Raw genomic sequence first — 16,759 nt, forward strand, 5'->3', positions numbered from 1 at the left:
CCGTACGGCTGGAAGCGCCGGACACCCTGGTTCTGTTGATCGGCGCGGGCCGCGTCGATCTGAGCGTTGCGCCAACTGCCGACGGTGGGAGGGCGCGACTGGGGTGATCGGGGCGGCCGGATCGCCGCCCATGCCGCGGGCGGTTCCGCCAAGGGTGGCGGTGCTGGCCGGCCGCGGCCTCGGCGACGACCCGCGCCCTGCACGCCGGAGGAACTACGCGGCGGTGTGGATCTCCGCACGCGGGCGAGGCGGCACTGCGGCTGGCGATGACGGCGACGTCGCCGTCAAGAGTTCCGTCCGTCGACCGTGCCCCATCGCTTCGCGTCCTCGTCGTCCCAAGCGGCGATCTCCCGATCGATGTCGTGCTGATCGGCGACGCGCTCGCGTTCGTCGAGCTGCGCCTCACGCAGATCGAGCAGACGGTCCCGTTCGTCGGCCATGGATCGTTCCCGGTCGAGGGCGGCCTGCTGTCGCGCTGCCCGCTCGTCGCGGCGATCGGCGGCCTCGGCGCGCTGGTCGGCGGCGTGCTCCCGGCGCTGCAGGGCGGCCTCCCGCTCGTCGTTCGAGGCCTGCAACGCGCGCCCCGACGCGGCCGTCTCGGCGTCGATCTCGGCCTGTTCGTCCGCGGCGCTCGTGCCGCCATTTTTGGTCATCGCTTCACCTGGCATCGGGCGGGGCCGGGGTGTTGCCGCTCGCAGCACACGCCGACCGCGCGGCGCTACGCCTGAATCCTACCGGCCCGCGCTCCACAACAGCGCGAACTCTCGATGGAAGGATGCGTAAGGACTCGTGAGTTGGCCGAAAAATATGACGAATCCGCTACTGCCCTGACCTGAGCCTGCCGTGCCATGACGCGCGGGTGCGGGCGCTGCCGATCAGCGGGGTACGGTCATCTGCTGGGTGCCGATGGTGGCCAGCAGGTCGAGTTTGCTGCGGGCGTCGGTGCCCGGGCGTGGGGTGTAGACGACCAGATGCAGGTCCGAGCCCTGGGTGGTGAGCACATCGCAGTCCAGGGCGATGTCGCCGACGTCCGGGTGCTCGACGATCTTGCTGGCGCCCTGGTGGGCGGCGACCGACCCGCGGGTCCACAGCTCGCGGAAGCGGGGGCTGCGGTGCAGGCGGGCGACCAGCGCGGTCACGGCGGGGTCGCCGGGGTAGCGGCTGGTCGTCGCGCGCAGGTCGGCGACCAGGGACTCCTCGAAAGCGGCTCGCTCCGCCGGGCTCTGCCGGATCCGGTTCAGGCCGCCCTCGAAGTGCATGATCAGCACGTTGCGGGCCTCCGGGCCGCGTACGGTCGGATCGCCGAACGTGGCCGCGAGCAGCGCATTCCAGTGCAGCAGCTGCCAGGCCGCGTCGTAGACCGCGAGCGGGTGGCCGTCGAGCCGTTCGATGATCCGGTGGAGGCTGCCGGGGATGATCCGTGGCACCCGGTCCGGAGCGGCGGCGTGCCCGGCGAGGCGCATCAGGTGGGCCTGCTCGTCGTCGGACAGCCGCAGGGCGCGCGCCAGCGCCGAGCAGACCTGCGCGGACGGGGTGGGTGCGCGGCCCTGCTCGAGACGCACCACGTACTCGGCGGAGATGCCGGCCAGCACGGCGAGTTCCTCGCGGCGCAGGCCCGGCACGCGGCGCGGCGAGTGGTGCGGAAGCCCGGCGGCGGCCGGGTCGAGACGATCACGCCACGCGCGCAACGTGGCGCCGAGTTGATCCATGCCGACCATGCTGCCACCGGCGGCCGGGCGCAGCCTGGTACGGCTGGTACCAGGACAGGCTGTGGCTCCCCGGACCGCTGCCGGAGCGGCACGATCGTTGTCATGAACCGAGACGCACTCACCCTCGCCGACGACCTGGTGCTGACCCGGATGGGCTACGGCGCCATGCAGCTCGCCGGCCCCGGCGCCTTCGGGCCGGTCCGGGACCGCGCGGAGGCTGTACGGGTCCTGCGCACCGTCGCCGACCTGGGCATCACGCACATCGACACCAGCGACTACTACGGCCCGGTGGTGACCAACGAACTCATCCGGGAGGCGCTGCACCCGTACCCGGAAGATCTGCGCATCGTCACCAAGGTCGGCTTCCGCCGCGGCGAGGACGGCAGCTGGCAGCTGTCCGGGCACAACCTGCGCGAGCAGGTGCAGGACAATCTGAAGCACCTCGGGCTGGACGCGCTGGACGCGGTGAACCTGCGGGTCGAGGGGCCGGGGTCGCTGGCCGAGCGGTTCGGCCAGCTGGTGGAGCTGCAGCGCGAGGGCCTCGTACGCCACCTGGGGTTGTCGAACGTGACGGCGGAGCAGATCGGCGAGGCGCGGCAGATCGCACCGATCGTGTTCGTGCAGAACCTCTACAACATCGTGCTGCGCGACGACGACGCCCTGATCGATCAGCTCGCCGCGGACGGGATCGGGTTCGTGCCGTTCTTCCCGCTCGGCGGGTTCAGCCCGGTGCAGTCCGACGTCCTCGAGGAGGTGGCCGCCTCGGTGGGGGCGTCGGTCCAGCAGACCGCGCTCGCCTGGTTGCTGCGGCGATCTCCCAACATCCTGCTCATTCCCGGTACGTCGTCGGTGGCGCACCTGCGGGAGAACGTCGCCGCCGCGGATGTCGAGCTGCCCGAGGAGGCGATGGCCCGGTTGACCGCCCTGGCGGGGTGAACCACCCGACGAGCGGGACTCTCGCGGGAGGTTCCGGTGCGGGCCGGCGTTGCGGCGGTGGCTGGTGGAGCCGCAACGCCAACGCCGGTGCTCCTGATTGCTACGCGCCACCACCAGGGTAAATGCGTATTATGTCCGAATGGGGGATTGGGGCGGGCAGGCCAGCTCACACGGCCAGGACGGCGACGTCGATCACCGTTTGTTGTTCCTGGCGGTGCCGACCCCGGTGCTGGTGCTGGACACCCGCCTGGTGATCGTCGAGGCGAACCAGGCGTATCTGACGGCGACCATGCGCAGCCGTGGGGAGCTGGTCGGCCGGCCGGTCTTCGACGCGTTCCCCGACAATCCCGACGACCCGTCCGCGAGCGGGGTGAGCATGTGGGGATCCTCGCTGCGGCGGGTGCTCAGCGAGCGGGTCACCGACGTGATGGCCATCCAGAAGTACGACATCCCCCGGCCCGGCGGCGGGTTCGACACCCGCTACTGGTCGCCCGCCAACGCGCCGGTGTTCGGCGCCGATGGCGAGCTTCGCTGGATTCTGCACCGCACCGAGGACGTCACCGCCTTCATGCAGGCCCATCAGGGTGACTCTCCCGCGCTGGACGAGCTCAACGCCGAGCTGCGGACCCGGACCGAGCAGATGGCCGCCGAAGTCTTCGCCCGCCGGGAACTGCAACAGCAGAACGAAACCCTGCACGCGCTGCTCGACAGCCTCGACACCGCCGTCGTCGGCTGCGACTCCGCGGGCCTGCCGGTCCTGTTCAACGACGGTGCCCACCAGCTGTTCGGCCACCTGCTCGACGGGGTGCCGGTCGATCGGTGGGCGCAGCACCGGGCGGTGTTCCATCCCGACGGCAGGCCCATGCGCGACGAGGAGTTGCCACTGGTGCGAGCACTGCGTGGCGAACGGGTGCGGGACACCGAGGTGGTGATCCGGGCGCATGCGGCGCCGCGCCGGTACTTCCGGGCCAACGGCCGGCCGGTCACCGGCCAGCCAGGGCTGGCCGCGGTGGTCGCGCTGCACGACGTGACCCTGCACCGCCGCGCCGCCCGCTACAAGGAATGCGAGCTGGAGATCGCCCGGCTGCTGTCCAAGCTCAGCCCGCCGGACCAGCTCCTGGTTCAACTCGTCGAGGTCATCGGTCGCATGGCGGGCTGGGCGGCGGTGGAGCTGTGGACCGTCGACGACGTCGCGCAGATCCTTCGGCGGGCTACGTGCTGGGCAGAGGCCGACTACGACCTGCCCCACCCGATGCCCGACCCGTTACGGTACGGCCAGGGCATCCCCGGCCGCGCGTGGCAGACCGCGAACCCGGTCTGGGCGGCGAATCTGCACACCGACCCGGACGCCGCCCAGCAGACCGCCGACTGGGGGCCACTCCGCGCCGCCCTCGCCATCCCGGTGCCCAGCGGGTCGGTCATCCTGGCGGTGCTGATCTGCTACAGCGACACCACCGAAACCCCGGACGACGCACGCACCGTCATCATGGCCGGCATCGGCGCGCAGATCGGCGAGTTCCTCGTCCGGCGCCGCGCCGAACGGCTCGCCGCTGAACTCGATCAGTCCCGTGACGAGTACATCGCCCTGGTCGGCCACGAGCTCCGCACTCCGCTGACCAGCGTGCAGGCCTACACCGAAGTGATGCTCGACGACCCCGACACGACCGAGGACCAGCGGTTCATGCTCGAGGTGATGAGGCGCAACACCACCAGCCTGCATGGCATCGTCATGAAGCTGCTCGACGTCTCCGGCATGCGCGCCGGACACATCGACCTGAACTTGCAGCCCATGGACCTGGCCGCTGTCGTGCACGCGGCCGTCGACGCCGCCCGGGAATCCTCGGCCGCCGACGTCACGATCGAGGCGAACACGCCGCCGACGACACCGCTGCGCGCGGACCCCCACCGGCTGCGTCAAGTCGTCGACGAACTGCTCGCCAACGCGCTCACCTGGGCCGCCCCCGGCAGCACCGTCGGCATCAGCCTGCACAGCGACCCGCACAGCGCCACGCTGGCGGTCTCCAACACCGGGAACCGCATCGCCACCGACGAACGCGACCGGCTGTTCGACATGTTCTTCCGCAGCGACACCGCCCGTCACAGCGGCATCCCCGGCACCGGACTCGGCCTCACCATCGCCCGGACCATCATCGAACAACACGGCGGCACCATCACCGTCAGCGAACCCGATGAAGCCGCCACCACCTTCACCATCCGCCTCCCGGTCGCGGCCGGGAGCCGTTCACCGTCCTCCGGGCCGGTGATGATCGGACGCTAGCGCAAGCGGTCGCCGGTCATCGTTCCGCGCTCCAATCTAGCAGCGCTAGACACTCGATCGATGGCAGTGCTAGCTTTGCATCATCAGCTAGCAACGCTAGATCGATGGAGGGTTCGTCATGCTTGACGCTCTGGAAGTCGTCACGACCGTGGTCGTCGGCCTGATGGTGGGCGTGGAGTTCTCCGTCGCCTTCATCATGAACCGGATCCTGGACGCCCTGCCCGAGGACAGCGGCCAGCTCGGCCACGCACACGGCGGCCGGATGCTCGGCACGCTGATGCCGTTCTGGTACATCGGCTCGCTCGTGCTGATCGCGATCTGGGCGGTGGCCGGCTGGCAGCACGACGGCGCCGGGCTCGTCGTCACCGCCGCCGGGCTGCTGATCGTCAGCGTGCTCATGTCGGTGCTGCTCCTGGTCCCGATCAACAACCGCAACCGGACCTGGACGCCGCAGAACCGGCCCGCCGACTGGAAGCAGCAGCTGAACCGGTGGCTGCGCTACCACTACGGCCGCCTCGCCGTCATCCTCGCCGCCTTCACCCTGCTGGTCACCGCCCTCGTCTGACGCGACCGCGGCTTCACCCGGTCCGATACGGCTCTACGGAAACCCGGACGCGGCGAGGTTCGTACGGCGAACGGGTTATCGGTCTTGCGTCGTGAGCGGTACGGGGAACTCCTCGGTGCCGAGGACCCGCAGCAGGGCCAGGCGCTCGCGGGCCTCGTCGTCGGCCGGCGTCAGCACCAGCAGCTGCTGGCCCAGATCCGGGGTGACCAGGGTTTCGCAGTCCATGGTGAGCCGGCCGACCCTCGGATGCTCGAACGTCTTGCGGTCGCTGCGGCGTACCGCGACCTGGTGTTCGGCCCACAGCCGGTCGAAGTCGGCGCTGGCCGTGCGCAGGGTCGCGATCAGGGCGGTGACCTCCGGGTCGCCTGCCCGCCGGCCGGCCACGGCGCGCAGATCGGCGACGTGCTGCCGGCCCAGCCGTTCGCGTTCCGCGGCGGACGAGACGGGGTGCGAGTCCGGTTCGGTGAACCAGCGATAGGTCAGGTAGCGGCGGTAGCCGGTGAAACCGGTGTGGTCACCGGCCAGCAGGATCGACGCCCGGTTCTGAGCCAGCACCACGCCCAGGTCGGAGATGACTATGGCCGGGGTGTCGCCGAGCAGGTCGAGCATCCGCAGCAGACCGGCCCGGGCCAGCCGGGCGGCGTCGGCGCCCGGCTGCGGCTGGTGCCCGGCCAGGCGGAACAGGTGGTCGCGTTCGTCGTCGGACAGCCGCAGCGCGCGGGCCAGCGCGATCAGCAGCTGCGTCGACGGCTGGCTGCTGCGGCCCTGCTCCAGGCGGACCACGTAGTCCACCGACATGCCGGCCAGCATCGCGACCTCCTCCCGGCGCAGACCGGTGGTGCGCCGGCGCGGCCCGTCGGACAGGCCGACCTCGGCCGGGTGGATCGCCTTCCGGCGGCGGCGCAGGAAGTCGGCCAGCTCGTCACGTTCCATGCGACCATGCTGCCTCGCCGGGTGGCGGGGAGACAGGGAGCGGCGCTCCCACGACAAGCGCTCCGCTGCCGGGCCCGGCGGATCCGGCGCAGGCTGGCGACATGCAGAAACGAACTCTTGGTGAGCACGGTCCGATCGTCTCCGCGCTGGGTCTGGGCGCGATGAGCATGTCCGGGGCGTACGGTCCGGCCGACCGCGGCGAGAGCATCGCCACCGTGCATGCCGCGCTGGACGCCGGCGTCACGCTGATCGACACCGCCGACTTCTACGGCATGGGCCACAACGAGCTGCTGCTCGGCGAGGCACTGCGCGGCCGGGACCGGGACAGCTATCAGCTGAGCGTCAAATTCGGTCAGCTGGTCGGGCCGGGCATGCGGTTCTCCGGCGCCGACGGGCGGCCCGAGGCGGTCAAGAACTTCCTGTCGTACACGCTGACCCGCCTCGGGGTCGACCACGTCGACATCTACCGGCCGGCCCGGGTCGACCCGCGGGTGCCGATCGAGGACACCATCGGCGCGATCAAGGAGCTGATCGAGGCGGGATACGTCCGGTACGCCGGGCTGTCCGAGGCCGGGGCGGCCACGATCCGCCGGGCCCATGCCGTGCACCCGATCGCCGACCTGCAGATCGAGTACTCGCTGCTGTCCCGGGGGATCGAGGCGGAGGTGCTGCCGACGCTGCGTGACCTGGGCATCGGGCTGACCGCGTACGGCGTGCTCAGCCGGGGTCTGCTCAGCGGGCACTGGGCGCCTGGCCGGGACGGCGACCACCGCAACCACAGTCCCCGCTTCTCGGGCGAGAACGCCGCGCACAACTTCGCCCTGGTCGACGCGCTGCGCCGGGTTGCCGAGGCCAAGGGCTGCACGGTCGCCCAGCTGGCGATCGCCTGGGTCGCCGCGCAGGGCGAGTTCATCGTTCCACTGATCGGGGCTCGCACCCGGGAGCGGCTGGCCGAGGCACTCCCGGCGATCGGCCTGGAGCTGACCGGCGACGACCTGGCCGAGATCGAGAAGGCGGTGCCGGCCGGGTCAGCCCGTGGCGACCGATACCCGGCGGCGTTCATGGCCGCCCTCGAGGTCGGGAACTGAAGCCGGTCAGGTGTTGATCAGGGTCAGCAGCCGGGCGCACTCGGCTCGGCCCGCGAGGCGGGCGATCGCCGAACGGTAGAGCAGCACGTCGGCCAGCACGTCGAAGCGGCTGCCGCGGGCGTGTTCGGTCAGCCACCGGTCGATGAGGGCCCACATCTGATCGTCGGTCAGCTCGTCGAGGCGGGACGACAGATGACCCCAGACCGGTCCGCGCAGGGTCGCGGTGCCGAGGTTGCGGTGCACCTGCGCCGTCCACTCGACGATCTCCGACGGGTCGAGAAGGTACAGCAGCTCGGCGAGGACCTCCTGTTTCAGCTCGGCCGGGTTCGGTCCGCCGACCAGGTACAGCACCCGGTAGGCGGACTCCCGATCACCGTGGTGGGCGTACCCGACGGCGAGGCCGGCCATGACGTACGCCCGTAGGGTCCCGCTGTCGATCTGCGGGGTGTCGGCCCGTTGCTCGAGCTGGGCCAGCTGTTCGGCGGAGAACAGCGGGGTCAGGGCCAGCGCCTCCCGCGCCCAGTCGTCCAACTCGCCGCGCCCATGGTTGTGCTCGGGTCCTTCGACACCTTCGCCGTAGCCACCGTCGAAGAGCAGCTCGCGGACGATCGGCCGGGCGTCGGGGGCGAGGAGGCGGACGAAGAACGGGGCCCACCCGTCGACGCTGCCGGCCAGCCAGGGGCTGTCCGGCGGGAACGGGTACACCGAGCCACGCCGGGACGCGACCTCGCGCAGCTCGCCGATCCGGGACCGGATCTCGGCCAGCGCGGCGTCGCGGTGATCGCCGCGCGGTCGGCGGGTGACCGCGGCGAGCCGGCAGAGGGTGAACCACGGCCCTGACCCCGACCCGGGCTCCAGCCGGGGACCGGTGGGCGGATACCAGCGCTGGCCGCCAGGCGGCGGGGTGCCCCAGTACGCGGCGGTCCACCAGGCGGCCAGGTCCCGCTGCTCGGGCGGCTCTTCGGCGTGTTCCGCCGGAAGGTGGGTGGTCAGCAGCCAGCCCAGCTCGCCGGACACCTCCGAGGTGCGGTCACCGTGGACCTCTTCGAGCACGGCGGCCGCCTCCCGTGGGCCGTCGGCCGCCCGGCGGGCCAGCAGTTCCTTCCGGGACCGATGGACGGTGGCGGACGCGGCGATCGGCATGAGATCGCGGGCCTGCTCGAGGGTGAGGTGCTCCGCGGCGGTCGCGATGAGCCAGGTCTCCGCGCCGGTGCGCTCGATCAGGTCGACGACCAGGTCGGTGCAGCCCGCCCGGACCATCGCCGGCACGGCCGGGATCAGCATGTTCAGGCTGTCGGCGAAGGCCTTGAGGTCCTGCGGCGCGGCTTCGGCGATCTCGGCGGCGGTGTCCTGCCGGGCCGGCGGGTCGAGAAGCGGGAGCAGCTGAGCGAGGCAGCACACCCGTTTCGCGCCGGTCAGCTCCGCGCGGACCCAGGAGGCGACCTCGTCGGCGTCGGCGGCGGGCAACACGCTCAGCAGCCCGTCGTAGTTGATGTCCGGCAGGAGCACCTGCTCCTGCTCGTAGCGGCCCGCCTCCGGATCACGGCCGAGCCGATCGAAGATCGCCCAACGGATGATCGCGCTGACCTGCTCCTCCGGCATCCACGGCGCGGCCGCGACGAATGCGTGGTGCTGCAGGTAGTTCAGGTGGACGAAGGGCGTCTCGCCGTGCCCCCGCTTGCGGTACTCGTCCAGTTCGCCGACCAGGAAGGCCGCCGGCTCGGCAAGACCGAGCCGTTCGGCGCGCTGCGGGTGCAGTCTCGCGGTGAGATGAGCGATCGCGTACGTGTCGTCGTGCTGCTGATCCGACTCGGTGATCTGCCGGGCCACCGTGGCGAGCGCGCCGGCGGCCAGGTCGTCGGGCATCCTCGCGATCAGTTCCGTCAGCGTCCAGATCGCGACGTACCGGCGGGAGTGGTGACCCTCGGGCAGCCGGAACGCCGCCTGCAGAGCCTCCGCGACGTGGCCGAGTTCGTAGAGGCGTACCGCCCAGGCGGAGATCGCGGCGGCCAGCTCCTCCGAGTACGTGTTGCGTTGCGCGTCGTCGAGCAGCTGTTCCAGCGTGGGCAGGTCCTCGACCGGGATGACCGGCGCGAGCGCGGCCACCCCGTACGCCCGGTCGGAGAGCCCCGGGTGGGTGGAGGTCGCGAGGTATCCGAGGGCCCGGCCGGGCCGCCACAGCCCGTGGCGCACCAGTTCGGTGGCGAGCGCCGCGGACATGCCGGTGCCGAGAGCCCGCTGTTCGGCGGCGATCTCGGCGGCGCAGATCACCCGTTCCGGAAGGAGCCGGGGTTTCTCGCCGCGGGCGCGGCGTTGCTGGTCGAGGCGGCGGGCGTGACTCGCGACCGTCTGCACGTCGGCGCGGAACGCGTCGATGTCGTCGCCGGCCGCGTCCTTGACCCGCCGCCACAGCGGCCCAGCCAGCCGCGGCGCGTACGGATGAAAGGTGTCCTGCGACGTCAGATGGCCGGCCAGGTGCCGGGCCAGGTAGCTGGGCACCTCGCCGGGGGACAGGTCGCCGGCGTGCAACCGGTCGAGGACGTCGACACCCCACGATACGAACGTCTGCCGGTACTCCGTCGCGGAGCCGTCTGCCTCGAGACGGTCCCGGAGCATGTCGGTGATCACCTGGTGAGCGACGACCACGGTGCCGCCGGTCCGGCCGGGGAGCACGAACCTGCTCAGCACGGTGAGAGCCGCGTCGACGCGTACCCCGTCCAGGGGTTGCCGCAGGCGGCCGGCGAGGGTGAGCAAGTCCGCGCGGGTGACCGGTCCCTCGGCGATGACGAGGATGCGCAGCAGCCGCTCGGCGTCGTCGACGCGGCCCTCGCCGTGCCCGGACCAGAGTTTGCGCTGTTCCCTCCACCAGACGGCGAAGAAGCCGGCGAGGCCAGGCGGAGTCTGGGCGGCGTTCGCGGTCCAGGCGGGCAGGCCGCCCGGCTCGGCGGCGGCCGCTTGCAGGTGCAGGGCGACGGTGACCGGCTCGCCGTCGGTGAGCGACCACAGCCGGTCCGCGGCCGCGTCGAGGGCGGCGGCCGGTGCGTCCGGCAGAGCCTGGCGCAGCAGGCCGGCCATGGCGGGCGCGCCGAGGCGGGACAAGGTGGTGGTGCGCGCGCCGGGCAGGCCGAGCTCGCCGGTCCAGGCGGCAGCGTCCGGGTGTTCACCGGTGTGCCGGGCGGACAGCAGCAGCCGGACCCCGGCGCCGGGTTGCTGCGGGAAGAGCCGTGGCCCGGGTGTCCAGCCGGCCGCCTCGTCGAGCGCGTCGACGATGACCACGATCCGGGTGCCGGCCGGCGCCGGCCGGCTGAGCAGGGCACGGACGCTCTGGCGGGCGTCGGCGGCGCTCATCGTCCGGTCGTAGCTCTCCTGGTGCACCCGGCTGAGCCGGTGGACCAGCGCGAGCAGCGCCTCGCGGGCCTCGTTCGTCTCGTACCGGACGCTGATCGGCACCAGCACGACGTGCAGGTCGCGGCGGGCGGCGATCCGAGCCGCCCAGCGCACCAGCAGCGTGCTCTTGCCGATCCCGGCCGGTCCGCTGACCAGATGCTGCGGCGGCGCGTCCGGTTCGTCGAGCCACCTGTCCAGGGCGGCGAGGTCGTCGTCGCGCCCGGCGAACGGCAGATCGCCGCCGGGCCCGCGCAGCTGAGCCGTGACGAAGTCCTCGACTGCCAGCCGAGACGGGGCCTGCAGGTCACCGGCGAGGTCGAGCGCCGGCGCCGAGACCGGCCGCAGCGCCCGCCACCGGGCGGTGATGTCGCTGATTCGGGTGGCGTAGACGACACCGCCGACCGCGGTCTCCGGGTCGTCGTCGTCCTCCTGCATCCAGCGGGCGACGCCCACGGCGACCGGACCGGCCGGGGTACGGGCCAGCGCCGGGGAACCGCTGAACCCGCGCGGCCGGACGCCGCCGATCAGCTGGTCGGCGTAGAGCTGCAGCACCGTGGTACCGGCGCCGATGACGATCTGCTGCTCGACCCGGCACGGCAGAGTACGCGCGGCCACCGTGGTGATCCGGTCCAGCGGCCAGCCGGTGACATCCACCGCCGCCTCCCGCGGGGCGTCGTCGTCGCGTCCCAGCGCCACCGGCGACCAACCGGCGGGAAGCCGGAATGGCGGCCGGAAACCGAGCAGCGCCATGTCGTTGACCTCGTCGTCCTGCAGCAGGACGACGGTGGCGGTCAGGTCCGGCGCGAACGTGACGGTGATCTTTGCCCCGGCGGGCCGATCCCGGACACAGTGCCAGCAGGTCAGCAGGAGGTCCTCGGTGACCACGAACGCGGTGCCGCGCGCGCGGCCGCCGATCCGCACTTCACCGATGGCGAGCCCGGCCACGACGTCACGTCCTCGCGGTCCAAAGGACCGCCACCTTGAACGCGGCGGCCGTCTTGCCCTTGCAGACCACGATGCCGGTCTCGGCTTCCAGGTTCAGGCCGAACTCCATGCTGACCTGCGACATCTCCCAGCGGCCGGGCTCCGCCGGCGGCGGGGTGTCGCGTTCCAGGGCGGCGCGCAACCGCTCGGCCATGCCGGCAACGGCGGCGCCGACCTCGTCAGCCCGGTTGCTGAAGCGTTCGAGCACGTCGACGGCGCCGATCTCGCCGCGCCGGTCGGGGCTCGCCTCGACCTCGATGCGGACCAGCTCCAGAGACGGCCCGCCGTCGCCGGCGTCGACGTCCGCGGTGTCGGCGAGAATCCGGCGATAGTTGATCGGATCTGACATGTCGGCCATGAACGACAGCTATACCGTGGCCGCCGCCCGCGTCCTAGCAGGAATGCGTCAACGTGCGCGACGAGTCAACCGTAGGAGGAAAAACAGGCTTGTGGCGACGAGGCTGACGCGACAGAGCCGCAGGCCTGCACGTCACGGTCAGCGACCACCTGCGCGGACCTCCGAGCAGGCAGGCCCTAGCGTTGGGTCACGTTCAGCAGCGGCGACGCGTTCTGCACCGCCGGCGGGGCGTTCCATTTCTGCTGGTCGGAGCCGTCGCACGGCATCACGCGGAGAATGCTCGCGTTCGCTGGTGCGCCCGGATCCGCGAGGACGTCCTGTCCGACAGCGGTGAGGCACAAGGCGTGGTCGTCCTGGACCTGATAGCTGGTCGCGGACTGGCCGGTGTTCCGGGTGATCGTCCACCGGTATCCGGCCGTCGCCGCGGAGCAGGCCTTGGCCTGTACCTTCTGCCCAGCGGTGCCGGAACTCCACAGGCAGTACTTGCCGTCGGGATTGGTCGGGCTTCCGTCGTTGTCGGTCACGGTGAACAGGACATCCTTCACGCCGGCGGCCCCGTTGACGAGTACCGCGGCTTGACCGCTGGTGGCGTCCACGGGCACCCACTGCTGGCTCCAGTCGGCGCTCGTCAGGCTCTGGCTCTGACTGCAGGGATAGGTGATCAGCCGGGCGTCGGCGACCTTCTTGCCGGCGACGTCCATGCACCGGCTGAACTCGGCGTGATCCACCCACTGGTTCCGGTCCGCCAGCACGGCCGCGCCGGCACCGGCAGAGCCACCCGAGACGAAGGTGGACGCCGCGGTGCCGCAGTCGGCGTCGAGGTTGACGGGGTTGCCCGCCGCGGAGCCCGCTGCGCGCCAGCAGAGAGTCCGGGCCGAGGAGAGCCACGTGCCGCCACCGGACGCCCCGGGGCCCGAAGAGATCCATTGCTGGCCGGCGGGGACGGTGGTGGTGCCGCACACGGCGAGGGCCAGGGAGGCGCCGCTCGTCTGTTGGGCGGTCACGCACAGGGCGTCGGGAGAGTTCGACGACACCAACCTGACCTGCAGGTTGGAGCCGTAGGCGAACAGCTGGCTCGTGGGCCTGGTGCTGGCGGCGCAGTTGCGCAGCGAGAGTTGCTGGCCCGCGCTGGGCGAGTCGCCCGCGTCCAGGCACAGGTTGGTCGCGCCGAGCCGGATGGTGTCGCCGGCCAGGTTCTGGTCACCGGACAGCAAGGGGTACGTGGCGGTCAGCGTCACGCTCGCCTTGCCCGCGAGGTCCAACCCGGTCGACGTCAATCGCACGTAGGCGGCCTGGTTGCCGGGACCCTGTCCGGTCTGGCACGAGGGCAGAGGGCTGCCGCCGTACTGCGGATCCGTCGTGTAGTAGTCGAAGCTGATCGTATAGGTGGCCGGGACGGCGGGCGAGGCGTCGGTCAGAGTGGCGCAGGGCAACTTGGTGCGATCGCCCTGCGGGTTGCCGGCCGTCGTGGAGAGGGTCGCCTGCGACACGCTACCCGACGTGGACGCCCGGATGGTGGCCACGGCGACTTCCAGACCCGCGCGCGCGGCCTGCAATCCGCTGACCCGGCGCTGGTCGAATCGCGTGATACCGATCTGCGCGATCAGCAGTGCGCCGAGGATCGCGCTGAGGCTCGTCGCCACCATGGTGACCAGGATGGCGATCGGCATCGAGCCGCGGTCGTCGGCCGAGGGCCGCGGACGCGGCCGTCGCAGAGCGCTCACGGCGTGTTCCTTCCTAGCGAGCAGGCGACCGGGTCGTGCCAGCGGACGGCGCTGTTGGCCGCGACGATGGTGGTCTGGGTGTCGCGTTGGGTCGAGCCCTTCGCCCCGCTGGCCGTCGCCGTGAGCCGGATGCGCAGTTGCAGCGGCGTGGCGCTCGGCAGGTTCGTCAGCGAAGGTGTCGAGAAGTCCGGGAAGTGGAGGGTCTGCGGCGCCGCTGCCGCGCCGGTTTCGGTGTCCGGTGTGCCGGGCGCCGACAGCCCGGACGCGAGAACACGCCAGGCGGCTGCGGACACCGCCGCTGCCGTGGTCGCCGACGCCGGCCACTGGCGTAGCTTCAGCTTTCCGCCGGAGAGGCGTAGCTGGTGGCAGATCCGCTGACCGCTCGGGTCCTGGGTGACGTACTCGACGGAGGGATCACCGCCGGCTCCGGCGCCCGGCTCACTGATGTCGTAGGCGACACCGATCTCCGGTTGGAGGCCGGCGTACGCCAGGCTCGCTTGCGACTGGGCCTCGTCCATCCGGTCGGTGACGTCGGTCATCCGGTACAGCTGCGCGAGGCCGCCGGTCACGATGGACCCGATGATCGACATGAGCGCCATGGCGACCAGGAGGTCGATCATCGTGACCCCGGCGTCGCCGCGCGGCAGGGCGTGGCGTGCCCCGATCGGGATCCGGCTCGTCATCAACTCACCTGCCAGGTGAAGGAAATCGTCTTCCGGTTGCCGGCGTAGTCGGTCACGGTGACGTACACGGTCGACGTTCCGATGGTCGTCGGCTTCCCGGTGATCACGCCGGTGCTCGCGTCGATCGAGAGACCGGCCGGCAGCCCGGAGACAGTCCAGGTGAACGGTCCGGCGCCGCCCGTCTGGGTCAGTTGCAGCGACGGGATCGCCTTGCCCTTCGGACTTGCCTGGGCACCCGGAGACGTGATGCTCAGCGGTGCGAAGATCGTCCACTTGAAGGGCACCTTCTTCACGGTGCCGCCGGCGTCGGTGAGCAGGATCTGGATGTCCCAGGTGCCGACCGTGGTCGGCGTGCCGCTCACGAGTCCGGTCAGCGAGTTGATCGAGAGCCCCGGCGGCAGGTTGACGGCGCTCCAGGTGTACAGCGAGGGGTTGGCCACGATCAGCTGTGTGGTGGTGCTGTCGTACAGCTGCTGGGCCTTGTTGATGGACCAGTCGAAGGTCACCGAGGCGCTCTCGCCGCGACTGTCCGTGACCGTCACCACGACGTGCGAGGTACCCAATGCCAGCGGCGTCCCGCTGATCACGCCGGTGCTCGACCCGATCGACATGCCGGCGCGCAGGCTGGTGGCCGTCCAGGTGTAGGGGCCGACGCCATCGGTGACGACCATCTGCAGCGGCACCGCGGCGGTGTCGATGTAGGTGTCCTGCTTCGGAGGAACCGCCAGTTTCGGCGCCGAGTAGATCGTCCACACGAAGGAGACCTTGGCGGACTGCTTACGGGCGTCCGTCACCGTGACCGTGACGGTCGAGGCTCCGAGAGTGTCCGGCGTACCCGTGATCGCTCCGGTGCCGCTGTCGATCGACAGGCCGTGCGGCAGACCGGTGGCGGACCACGTGTACGGGGTGGTGCCGCCGGCCGCGGACGGCGACAGCGTGACACTGCGACCCTGCGTGGTGCCCTGGTCGGCGATCTTGGCGAGTGCGAGCTTGGTGACGACTGTCCACAGGAACGTGTCCTTGGCTTTGGTGCCGAGGGCGTCGGTCACGGTCACGGTCACCGTCGAGTTGCCGGCGCTCGTGGGCGTCCCGGTCACCGACGTCGTGGCCGGGTCGAACGTCAGACCATTCGGGAGGCCGGTGACCGACCAGGTGTACGGCTGGGCGCCGCCGGTGGCCGAGAACGGCAGCGGCGCGATCGCCGACCCGAGGGTGGTGACCTGGTCGGCAACGGCGGTCAAGGTCACTGCGCCGGAACTGAACACCGGGTCGCCCGAGCCGCCGGCGCTGAACAGCGTGGACGTGGCGAAAGAGCAGGTGCCGCCGGCGCAGGCAGACGACGGCCAGGCCACTCCGACGACCGCGCGAACCATGGCGATCGGCTGGGTGTCATCGGCAGTGCAGGCGCCCCCGCCCGTCTGCTCCCAGCATTTGCCGAGGTAGAGGTAGCGCTGGTAGGCCAGTCCGTTCACCGTGACGCTCGACGAGTTCGGCGGCACCGGGAAGGCGGTAGCGGAGACGGCCGGAGACGGCGCGATGGTGACGGACGTCGGCGCCGCCGCGGCATCCCACCGCTCGGTGCCGGCGAGCAGCGGTGCTGCCTTGGCCACCGGCGCCGGGCATGCCCCGGCGCACGGCGTGCGCTCGGACAGCAAGGCCGCCACCTGCGGCGCCCGGAGCGTGTCCAGGGCATCCGCGGCGACCCGGATACCGACCTGTTGCTGACCTTGCAGGTGAGAGCTCGACATGGCTTGCACGAAGAAGGCACTCAACCCCATGAGGACGATGCCCATCACCGCGGCGGACACCACGACCTCGAGCATGGTGAACCCACCATCGCCCGTACGGCGCGCCGTGGCGCGCTTGGGCACCTGGTAGCCCCCGAACACGGTTCCCAACTTTCGTCGCTCCATGGCCGTTCCACCCGCCCGAGGCGGACGCGCCCCTATCGGCACGACGACGCCCGCCCTGAGGGCAACCGGCTCACAGGTGACGTCACGCACGAAGCCGTCCGCCCGGGTGGCGCGCAGCCGGCACCTGACCGGCCCATCGAGCGGGACGCCTCAGGAACGGACGGGTGACGCCGAAAGGAGGGCCCGCGGTGCACAGCGCAC

At 71.4% G+C, this 16,759-nt stretch carries 12 protein-coding genes; 4 read left to right on the top strand and 8 right to left on the bottom strand.

Annotated elements, in window-relative coordinates:
• Positions 1-284: 284 nt before the first annotated feature.
• Both BJY16_RS27785 and BJY16_RS27790 read right to left on the bottom strand, forming a co-directional pair.
• Positions 285-653 carry a hypothetical protein gene (locus BJY16_RS27785; protein ID WP_203759097.1) on the bottom strand — a complete coding sequence of 123 codons (369 nt, stop codon included), beginning with the start codon at positions 651-653 and terminating at the stop codon, positions 285-287.
• A gap of 222 nt (positions 654-875) precedes the next feature.
• Positions 876-1,709, bottom strand: coding sequence for a helix-turn-helix transcriptional regulator (locus BJY16_RS27790; protein WP_185042510.1), 834 nt, complete (start codon positions 1,707-1,709; stop codon positions 876-878).
• A gap of 102 nt (positions 1,710-1,811) precedes the next feature.
• Between BJY16_RS27790 and BJY16_RS27795 the strand changes: the two genes are divergently transcribed.
• The 3 genes from BJY16_RS27795 to BJY16_RS27805 all read left to right on the top strand — a co-directional run bounded on the left by BJY16_RS27795 (position 1,812) and on the right by BJY16_RS27805 (position 5,488).
• A complete protein-coding gene (locus tag BJY16_RS27795) occupies positions 1,812-2,645 on the top strand; it encodes an oxidoreductase (RefSeq protein WP_185042511.1) in 834 nt (277 codons plus the stop codon).
• A gap of 139 nt (positions 2,646-2,784) precedes the next feature.
• Complete coding sequence (locus BJY16_RS27800) at positions 2,785-4,923, top strand: PAS domain-containing sensor histidine kinase (protein ID WP_185042512.1); 2,139 nt, start codon at positions 2,785-2,787, stop codon at positions 4,921-4,923.
• Between the two features lie 118 nt (positions 4,924-5,041).
• Positions 5,042-5,488, top strand: coding sequence for an anthrone oxygenase family protein (locus tag BJY16_RS27805; protein ID WP_185042513.1), 447 nt, complete (start codon positions 5,042-5,044; stop codon positions 5,486-5,488).
• 75 nt (positions 5,489-5,563) lie between these two features.
• On the opposite strand, the gene BJY16_RS27810 is transcribed toward BJY16_RS27805, so the two are convergent.
• Complete coding sequence (locus BJY16_RS27810) at positions 5,564-6,421, bottom strand: helix-turn-helix transcriptional regulator (protein WP_185042514.1); 858 nt, start codon at positions 6,419-6,421, stop codon at positions 5,564-5,566.
• A 101-nt stretch (positions 6,422-6,522) separates the two neighbouring features.
• On the opposite strand from BJY16_RS27810, the gene BJY16_RS27815 reads away from it, so the two are divergent.
• Positions 6,523-7,509 carry an aldo/keto reductase gene (locus BJY16_RS27815; protein ID WP_185042515.1) on the top strand — a complete coding sequence of 329 codons (987 nt, stop codon included), beginning with the start codon at positions 6,523-6,525 and terminating at the stop codon, positions 7,507-7,509.
• Positions 7,510-7,515: 6 nt separating this feature from the next.
• Here the strand turns inward: BJY16_RS27815 and BJY16_RS27820 are convergent, their stop codons facing one another.
• From BJY16_RS27820 to BJY16_RS47540, 5 genes are all read right to left on the bottom strand, one after another.
• Positions 7,516-11,841: a serine protease gene (locus tag BJY16_RS27820; RefSeq protein WP_185042516.1), complete on the bottom strand. Its 4,326-nt coding sequence runs from the start codon at positions 11,839-11,841 to the stop codon at positions 7,516-7,518.
• Between the two features lie 4 nt (positions 11,842-11,845).
• Complete coding sequence (locus tag BJY16_RS27825; RefSeq protein WP_185042517.1) at positions 11,846-12,229, bottom strand: CU044_2847 family protein; 384 nt, start codon at positions 12,227-12,229, stop codon at positions 11,846-11,848.
• Between the two features lie 185 nt (positions 12,230-12,414).
• Entirely contained in the window at positions 12,415-13,962 is a 1,548-nt protein-coding gene (locus BJY16_RS27830) for a ricin-type beta-trefoil lectin domain protein (protein WP_185042518.1), read from the bottom strand.
• Complete coding sequence (locus BJY16_RS27835) at positions 13,959-14,582, bottom strand: PulJ/GspJ family protein (RefSeq protein ID WP_185042519.1); 624 nt, start codon at positions 14,580-14,582, stop codon at positions 13,959-13,961. Before BJY16_RS27835 ends, BJY16_RS27830 begins: the two co-directional genes overlap by 4 nt.
• A 62-nt stretch (positions 14,583-14,644) precedes the next feature.
• Entirely contained in the window at positions 14,645-16,648 is a 2,004-nt protein-coding gene (locus tag BJY16_RS47540; protein WP_185042520.1) for a putative Ig domain-containing protein, read from the bottom strand.
• Positions 16,649-16,759 lie beyond the last annotated feature (111 nt).

The sequence above is a fragment of the Actinoplanes octamycinicus genome (genome assembly GCF_014205225.1).
Lineage (GTDB): Bacteria > Actinomycetota > Actinomycetes > Mycobacteriales > Micromonosporaceae > Actinoplanes > Actinoplanes octamycinicus.

Excerpts from the sequence above, each read along its gene's own strand:
- BJY16_RS27785 (WP_203759097.1), bottom strand. The coding sequence starts at position 653 with ATGACCAAAAATGGCGGCACGAGCGCCGCGGACGAACAGGCCGAGATC.
- BJY16_RS27790 (WP_185042510.1), bottom strand. The coding sequence starts at position 1,709 with ATGGATCAACTCGGCGCCACGTTGCGCGCGTGGCGTGATCGTCTCGAC.
- BJY16_RS27795 (WP_185042511.1), top strand. The coding sequence starts at position 1,812 with ATGAACCGAGACGCACTCACCCTCGCCGACGACCTGGTGCTGACCCGG.
- BJY16_RS27800 (WP_185042512.1), top strand. The coding sequence starts at position 2,785 with ATGGGGGATTGGGGCGGGCAGGCCAGCTCACACGGCCAGGACGGCGAC.
- BJY16_RS27805 (WP_185042513.1), top strand. The coding sequence starts at position 5,042 with ATGCTTGACGCTCTGGAAGTCGTCACGACCGTGGTCGTCGGCCTGATG.
- BJY16_RS27810 (WP_185042514.1), bottom strand. The coding sequence starts at position 6,421 with ATGGAACGTGACGAGCTGGCCGACTTCCTGCGCCGCCGCCGGAAGGCG.
- BJY16_RS27815 (WP_185042515.1), top strand. The coding sequence starts at position 6,523 with ATGCAGAAACGAACTCTTGGTGAGCACGGTCCGATCGTCTCCGCGCTG.
- BJY16_RS27825 (WP_185042517.1), bottom strand. The coding sequence starts at position 12,229 with ATGTCAGATCCGATCAACTATCGCCGGATTCTCGCCGACACCGCGGAC.
- BJY16_RS27835 (WP_185042519.1), bottom strand. The coding sequence starts at position 14,582 with ATGATCGACCTCCTGGTCGCCATGGCGCTCATGTCGATCATCGGGTCC.